This is a genomic window from Corynebacterium sp. MSK047, from assembly GCF_030232285.1.
GTDB lineage: Bacteria > Actinomycetota > Actinomycetes > Mycobacteriales > Mycobacteriaceae > Corynebacterium > Corynebacterium jeikeium_D.
Genome location: NZ_JASPJI010000015.1, coordinates 71,365 through 78,257, shown reverse-complemented (window position 1 = coordinate 78,257; position 6,893 = coordinate 71,365). Strand labels below are relative to the sequence as shown.

At 57.5% G+C, this 6,893-nt stretch carries 9 protein-coding genes; 7 read left to right on the top strand and 2 right to left on the bottom strand.

Going from position 1 to position 6,893, the window contains the following annotated elements; all coding sequences use genetic code 11:
* Nucleotides 1-212: 212 nt before the first annotated feature.
* On the bottom strand, nucleotides 213-557 hold the full coding sequence (gene arsC / locus QP981_RS07560; RefSeq protein WP_069359604.1) for an arsenate reductase (glutaredoxin): 345 nt from the start codon (nucleotides 555-557) through the stop codon (nucleotides 213-215).
* A gap of 277 nt (nucleotides 558-834) precedes the next feature.
* Between arsC and QP981_RS07555 the strand changes: the two genes are divergently transcribed.
* From QP981_RS07555 to QP981_RS07525, 7 genes are all read left to right on the top strand, one after another.
* Nucleotides 835-1,965, top strand: a complete 1,131-nt coding sequence (locus QP981_RS07555) for a metal ABC transporter substrate-binding protein (RefSeq protein ID WP_101687680.1) — start codon at nucleotides 835-837, stop codon at nucleotides 1,963-1,965.
* Between the two features lie 23 nt (nucleotides 1,966-1,988).
* Nucleotides 1,989-2,657 (top strand): metal ABC transporter ATP-binding protein, encoded by a 669-nt coding sequence (locus tag QP981_RS07550; protein ID WP_502869557.1) that lies wholly within the window; start codon nucleotides 1,989-1,991, stop codon nucleotides 2,655-2,657.
* A complete protein-coding gene (locus QP981_RS07545; RefSeq protein ID WP_070549457.1) occupies nucleotides 2,647-3,477 on the top strand; it encodes a metal ABC transporter permease in 831 nt (276 codons plus the stop codon). The genes QP981_RS07550 and QP981_RS07545 overlap by 11 nt, the downstream gene beginning before the upstream one ends.
* The gene (locus QP981_RS07540; protein ID WP_070643746.1) at nucleotides 3,470-4,288 is read left to right on the top strand and encodes a metal ABC transporter permease; all 819 of its coding nucleotides are present in this window, start codon (nucleotides 3,470-3,472) and stop codon (nucleotides 4,286-4,288) included. The genes QP981_RS07545 and QP981_RS07540 overlap by 8 nt, the downstream gene beginning before the upstream one ends.
* Before the next feature lie 3 nt (nucleotides 4,289-4,291).
* Nucleotides 4,292-4,984: a metal-dependent transcriptional regulator gene (locus tag QP981_RS07535; RefSeq protein WP_069359599.1), complete on the top strand. Its 693-nt coding sequence runs from the start codon at nucleotides 4,292-4,294 to the stop codon at nucleotides 4,982-4,984.
* Between the two features lie 92 nt (nucleotides 4,985-5,076).
* The gene (locus QP981_RS07530; RefSeq protein WP_141698041.1) at nucleotides 5,077-5,394 is read left to right on the top strand and encodes a hypothetical protein; all 318 of its coding nucleotides are present in this window, start codon (nucleotides 5,077-5,079) and stop codon (nucleotides 5,392-5,394) included.
* Nucleotides 5,391-5,912, top strand: a complete 522-nt coding sequence (locus QP981_RS07525; protein WP_049172672.1) for a hypothetical protein — start codon at nucleotides 5,391-5,393, stop codon at nucleotides 5,910-5,912. The genes QP981_RS07530 and QP981_RS07525 overlap by 4 nt, the downstream gene beginning before the upstream one ends.
* Before the next feature lie 13 nt (nucleotides 5,913-5,925).
* Here the strand turns inward: QP981_RS07525 and QP981_RS07520 are convergent, their stop codons facing one another.
* Nucleotides 5,926-6,891, bottom strand: a complete 966-nt coding sequence (locus tag QP981_RS07520) for an NADP-dependent oxidoreductase (RefSeq protein ID WP_284857736.1) — start codon at nucleotides 6,889-6,891, stop codon at nucleotides 5,926-5,928.
* Between the last annotated feature and the right edge of the window lie 2 nt (nucleotides 6,892-6,893).

Below are 6,893 nucleotides of genomic sequence, written 5' to 3'. Positions count from 1 at the left end.
GGACAGATACTTCTTGAATCGGCACGGTGTCATTACGGGCGGGGGCCAGAACAACGTCCCTGGACATCACAGCTAGGGCGACAGGCGGAGAGCTTTATCGTTTCAGCGGTGAGTTTACAGTGACTTCAGCCCCTGTTAATGGGTTGTTAACCTCCCGGTCTTGGAGGCCTGTGGAGGGGGTTGATGTAAAGGCGATTAACGCATGTCATTGGTTAGAGAATGTCGTTAATAGCCTCGGTGGGGCGCGCCATCCTTACCCCCTTATTGGTGACGACAAATGGGCGCTCAATTAGGCGTGGGTGCGCGACCATTGCGTCCAGAAGTTCCTCGTCGCTGGAGTCCTTGGAGAGTTCCAGTTCCTTGAACTCCGCTTCCTTGGTGCGCACGGCATCGATGACGTTCAGGCCTGCCGCCTCGATTAGCGAGCGCAGCTCGGCCTTGGTTGGAGGAGTGTCTAGGTACTTGATGATTTCCGGCTCGATTCCGGCTTCGCGTAATACGGCGAGAGCCTGGCGGGACTTTGAGCAGCGGGGGTTGTGATAAATCTTCGCTTCCATGTCTCCATCATGGCTGATGTTGTGGCGTGAAGGTTGGCGCTGTGGCGTGACGGCCTGTGGATAGGGTTTGTTCAATGTTTATCCTTAAAAAAATGCCATACCAAAAACACTTAAGTTCAATAGGTTGAAAATCGCTGTCGTTAGGTTTACTCTCACACGTGATAGATGAACGGCGAAGTGCGCCCCAACCGCCCCTAAGGTGACCCGATTTACTGAAGCGGCCGGTCAGCGTAGCCGTCGTAAAGCAGGAACAAAACGATTAAGAGCGGACACCAACATGACAATTTCCGGAAAACTTTCGCGATCAGCCAAGTCCATGTGTGCGGGTCTTTCGATTTTGCTAGCGGGCGCTGGCCTTGCAGCGTGTGGCGATAGCAGTGAGGGAGCCAGCGGCGAGAACCCAATCAACGTCGTGGCTTCCACGACGCAGATTTGTGATTACGTGAAGCAGCTGGACATCGATGAAGTGGATCTGACCTGCCTGTTGGCGCCGAATGCAACGGCTCATGAGTTGGAAATGACCCATGAGCAGCTGAGCAAGACTGGTAACGCGGATCTCTTGTTCGTCAACGGAGTCGACCTGGAGCACTTCTTGGACCAGGCGATTGAGTCCTCGGGCTTTTCCGGAACGATGGCAGTAACCAGCGGCGTTCTAACTGCAGGTGACGTAGATGCCATGAAGACGGCCAAGGATATGGACAAAACCAAGCCGCTGCCGCCAGAGAAGGCGAAGAATGGTAACTACACCATTGACCGAGGCGTGGAAAAGATTGATGTTTCCCCATGGCCATTCCCGCCGGAAGAACCCGGTGAGGAGGCGGAATTCCGCTTCGATCCGCATGTATGGACCTCGCCGAAGAACGCCAAGATTCAGGTTGCCAACATCGGCTACGCCCTGGAACAGGTCGCTGAGGAACGTGGCGACAATGAGCTGAAGTCCACCATCGCCGACCACGTTGCGGCCTACCAGGAGAAACTGAATCAGCTGGATGAGTGGGCAAATAAGTCCATCGCCACTGTGTCGGACCCTGTACTGTTTACCAGCCACGACGCCTTTGGATACTTCTCCCACGAGTTCAATATCAACTTCATCGGCGCAGCGCTGTCTGATTTCAATGAGCAGCAGGATGCCACGGCCGCGCATATCGCCGAGGCGGCAAAGACCGTGAAGGACTCGGGCGCAACCGCGCTGTTTGCGGAAAACTCGAACAACTCGAAGTCAATTGAGGCGATTGCCAAGGCCGCGGGTGTCAAGGCCATCGTTGGTGAGGACGCACTCTACGGCGACTCGCTCGGTCCGGCCGGCAGTGACGGCGAGACCTACATTGGTTCAATCATCCACAACGTCACTCAGGTCGTGACGGCATGGGACGGAACCGTCGCACCACTGCCAGAGGGCATCAAGTGAGCCTCAACCACTTAGCCAACCCCATGTCTGCTGATCCCTTAGTCACGCTCGGCGATGCCTCATTTGGATACACGGCGGTACCCATCGTCAGCCACATCACCGCCAGTGTCGCGCCGGGCACCGGGCTTGCACTCATCGGCGCCAATGGCTCTGGAAAAACGACCGTGCTGCGCGGAATCTTGGGCGGGACTCGTCTCCTCGCTGGTGAGATGCACAATAACGCGAAGATCGTGTCCTACGTCCCGCAGTCGGCAGACCTCGATCGCACTTTTCCGGTCACGGCTTTCGATGTCGTCGCCATGGGAGTTCTGCGCGAACTGCGCCCCTTCCAACCGCTTGGACACCGCAAAGAACGCATCCACGCAGCGCTAGCCAAAGTAGGGCTTGCCGACCGCACCAGTGAACGTTTCGGCAACCTCTCCGGTGGTCAGCAGCAACGCGTCCTGTTGGCGCGCGCCATCGTCGCACGTCCGCAACTCGTGCTTCTCGACGAGCCGTTCAACGGCCTCGACACTGAAAATCGGGCCATGCTGCTGAATCTCCTCAACGAACTGAAGGAAAATGGCACGGCGATCATTGCGGCCACTCATGATCTCGTGCTTGCTGAAGAGACCTGCGAAAACACATTAATCGTGGCAGAACAGCCGGCTTTTGGTGCGACCTCGAAGTTGGTGCCAGCCTATGTGGACTGAGCTTGCGAATGCGCTTGGGATCGCGCCTTTCATGTTCAGGCCACTAGTGCTGCTGATTGCCCTCGGGGCGGTCTCTGGCCTGGTCGGTGTCATCGTGAACCTTCGTGGTCTCGAGTTCAATGCCGAGGCCATGGTGCATTCGATTTTTCCCGGAATTGTGGCCGGTGCCGTATTCGGCGGCATCGACATGATTATCCCGGTGGCCGCGGCATTTGCGGTGGTAGTGGCAGTAGCACTGACCTTGGTATCGCGCTCGCACATGTCGGAAGCCGGAGTGGCAGTCGTACTGACCAGCTTCTTTTCCATTGGCGTGATCCTCTCGCTGAAGAAAGGTGATCAGTCAGGACAGCTGGAAGCGCTCATGTTCGGGCGACTGCTGGAAGTCACCGACTCCCGTCTCACCAGCGCCCTAATTGTCTGTGCCATCGCCTTGGTTCTTATCGCAGTGACCTGGCGCCAGCAGGTGTTTGTTGCCTTTGATCGCTTCGGTGCCAAAGCCGCAGGCGTCAATGTGTGGGGCATCGACCTCACCATTAACGCGGCGATTGCTGCGGTGGTGGTGTCGTCGGCAAGCGCAGTGGGAGTGTTGCTGGTAGTCGGATATCTGGTCGTGCCGGGAGCGGCGGCGAGACTGCTGACTCGCCGAGTGCATGTGATGGTGCCGATTGCGATTGCAGTGGGCTGTCTCAGCGGAATCGTTGGTTTGGCACTGGTGCCTTTGGGGCCGGTGTCGCCTCAGGCAGTCGTCGCGCTGACCTCGGTGGGACTGTATTTCGTGGCACTGGGACTGCGCGGCGTGATGGGAGGCGACCGTGTCTAGCATCCTGATTTTGCCAATCATCGAGCTGATATTGGTCGGCGCATTGGCCGGCGTGGTGGGGGTACTCGCGGTGCTGGGCAAACAAGTGTTCTTCGCAGAAGCGATTACACATGCGACTTTTCCCGGTGCGGTGGTGGGCGTTGTTATTGCGGCAGCGCTCGGCCTGAGCCACTCGTGGATTTCGGTGTTCCTCTTTATCGGGGCATTTCTGATGTGCATTCCGATTGGGGCCCTGTTCGGTCTGTCGAAGGTGGGGACGACGTCCTCGGCGGCGGGAATTGTGCTGACATTCGGGTTCGCGCTGGGCTACTTTCTGAACAAGTGGTTCGCCCCGTTGCCGGTGAAGGTTGAGAGTTTCCTGGTCGGCAGCGTACTCAACGTGAACAAGATTGATATTGCGCTGTCGGGTGGGCTCTTGCTGCTGGTGGCGTTGGTGCTGGTGGCTCGGTGGCGCCAGCTGATTTACTTCACATTCGATCCGGAGTCTTTCGGGGTCGCGCATTCGCGGAGAAAAGCACAGTTGGTCATCAGCGGGTTGATTGTGTTGACTCTGGTGGCGCTGATTCCGGCTGTCGGCACGATTCTATCCATCGCGCTGTTGGCTGCCCCGGCAGCTGCGCTGGTTGGGGTAGTGAACGATACCCGTTTGCTATTCGTGTTAGCGCCATTGATGGGTATCGCGATTGGCCTGGTAGGGCTATTCATTGCGGTGGCGGCGAATCTGTCAGTTGGTGGCTGCATTGGCGTGTGCGCCGGTTGTTTCTATGTCCCCCTCAAGATTGCGGCAACACGCAATAACGCTAAAGTCTAAAGAATGCACGTGGAGGATTTACCAGCGAAGACCCAGGACTACCTCAAGGTCATTTGGGATTTGCACGAGCGCACCGGTGAAAAAGTGGCACTTGGCGACGTCGCTGAGCGGATGGGCGAAAAGAAGCCCACCGCCAGCGAGGCTGTGAAGAAGCTAGCTGCACGTGGCCTTGTCAACCACGAGCCGTACCGGGGCATTAGCCTGTCGGACCGTGGGCGAGACATTGCGCTGATTATGGTGCGTCGCCACCGGCTTATTGAAAGCTTCTTGGTCTCGACTCTCGGATACACCTGGGATGAGGTTCACGAGGAAGCTGAAAAGCTTGAGCATGCGGTCTCGGATGATTTCATTAGTCGCATTGATGCAATGCTGGGATTCCCTGAGCGCGATCCGCATGGCGATCCAATTCCCAGCGCCAGCGGTACCATCGCCAGCGCAGTGCGCACTGACCTGACGGATATCGAAGCTGGCGCGATGGTGGTAGTCGATCGCATTAACGACTCCGATCCTGAATTGCTTCGCTATTTGGCTACATCAGGGGTAGGCCCGGGGACCGTGCTCCGAGCCGAAACCGCACCATATGCAGGCATGCATGTCTTCGCCATCCTCGATGAGGTGGACGATACCGAGCCAAAGAAAATTCATGTGGCAGACTCGGCACTATGGGCAATCAAGGCGACTCCAACAACCAACTGACGAGAGCCGCAGCGCGCTCTTACTATAAGGTGTCGCGGAATCTCACTGGGCCGACGAAAGTGCCACCCGCACCGTCAGTGTCGTTCGACAGCGTGAAGAGTGCTCGTCGGCAGGCGTATGCCAGTGTCGAGAGTGTTGATGTGCCGTTGAATGCCATCGCTATCTCACGCGCCGAGCAGCAGGAACACATGGTTGACCTCGAACGTCGCTTGAATGCCTCGACCAAAGACATGCGTGCCCTGGTTGACTACGAAGAGCAGCGCATTGCGGTCACTAGCACCGTCAAAGAGGCAATCGTCTATACGCTGCTGGCAATACTCCTTCTGGCAGCAGCCATCGGACTTGGCTACGCCAGCCACCTGGGGGCCGATGCGATTTTGAATGCTGCGGCGGAGGTGACGTCGCGGTGAGTAAACGTTCAGGCTCCGACAACGGGTGCGTGACGGTCATTGTCGTATTTTTCTTCTTCGGCCTGATTATTCAGCTCTTCGGTGTCACACTGTGGATTCTGCAATATGCATTGCCAGTGGCGGGTTTGGTGCTTGCGATCCTCATCGCATACCAGGCTTGGGCCGGTGTGCGCCGTAGTGCTGAGGCGCACGAGCTCGCCGAGCGTAATCACGCGGAGCTGCAGCAGATTGCCATGGACACCGAGTACCAGCTCACCGCAATCCTTACTGCCTGGGACAATGTGAACACCACAATGGGTGTCGGGACCATCTACAAGGATGTATTTGCCTCCGGTGAGGCTACGCCGGAGCTCATCGAGCTACGCGGTGAGCTCTCTCGTGCCCGGAAGCTAAACAACCGACTGCGCGAGCAGCGCGAAACTATGACCAACCGGGAGCTGGTGGAAGCCATCTCTGATGCCGACGAGCTGTGGTGCTCGCTGACGAAGACGTATCAGAACGCTCGTCGCGAGCTGTAGTAACGCGCCTGGTTTACTCGACGGTCATCACAATCTTGCCGTCAGCGTGCCCGTCTTCCAATACTCGGTGGACCTCCGCGACCTCGGTGAGATTCTTAGCCAGTCCGATAGGAAGTGAAATCTCACCGGCAACCACGCGGTCGGCCAGGTCGGCATAAATAGTCGTGTCATTCGAAATAGCCGGAATGTGTGCCTCAATGCCACGTTCCCTCGCCGGTGTTAAATCGGCCAGCGAAGGCAGCGCCACAATCCGACCATCCGATGCCAACACATCCAGCGAGGGGAGGAAAGTATCGAAATACACGCCGTCAAGGACAACGTCCACGCCCTCGGGGAACTGCTGGCGCACAGCCTTGAATACATCTTCCGCTGTGTAATCAATGTGCTGCGCGCCAAAGCCCACTAGTTTTTCATGATGGCGTGACGACGCACTGGCCAACACAGTTGCGCCACGGGCAACCGCCAGCTGCGTCATCAGCTGGCCAACACCGCCACCGGCACCATGAATTAGTACGGTGTCACCGCTTTTTACCTTTGCAAGCTGCTCGACAGCCACGGTCGCCGTAGTTCCCACTAGGGCAAGGCCCGCAGCGGTAACGTCGTCAAGCGAATCGGGAGTTCGGACCACACCATCAGCGGGGAAGACGTTGTGCGTTGCGTAGGTGCCGCGGAAGTCGTCGAAGCCGCGCATGCCAAAGACTCGGTCGCCGGGGACAAAGCTGTTTACGCCTTCGCCGACGGCAACGACTTCGCCAGCGGCTTCACGTCCGAGCACCGCGGGAGGGGTGAACTTTGCGCACAGGCCGGAAGAACCATCGCGCATCTTGTAGTCCAGCGGGTTTGCGCCGATGGCTGTGGTTTTGACCAGGATTTCGCCGGGACCGGGCTGAGCATGATCGATAAGTGTCCTGGTGAAAATGTCAGCGGGGCCGAACTCCGGAATGGTCATTGCGTATGCGTTGCCTGAATTTGCTGCCATGT

Bases quoted from the DNA above. Each gene is read 5' to 3' on its own strand.
- arsC (WP_069359604.1), bottom strand. From the start codon at position 557: ATGGAAGCGAAGATTTATCACAACCCCCGCTGCTCAAAGTCCCGCCAG.
- QP981_RS07555 (WP_101687680.1), top strand. From the start codon at position 835: ATGACAATTTCCGGAAAACTTTCGCGATCAGCCAAGTCCATGTGTGCG.
- QP981_RS07550 (WP_502869557.1), top strand. From the start codon at position 1,989: ATGTCTGCTGATCCCTTAGTCACGCTCGGCGATGCCTCATTTGGATAC.
- QP981_RS07545 (WP_070549457.1), top strand. From the start codon at position 2,647: ATGTGGACTGAGCTTGCGAATGCGCTTGGGATCGCGCCTTTCATGTTC.
- QP981_RS07535 (WP_069359599.1), top strand. From the start codon at position 4,292: ATGCACGTGGAGGATTTACCAGCGAAGACCCAGGACTACCTCAAGGTC.
- QP981_RS07520 (WP_284857736.1), bottom strand. From the start codon at position 6,891: ATGGCAGCAAATTCAGGCAACGCATACGCAATGACCATTCCGGAGTTC.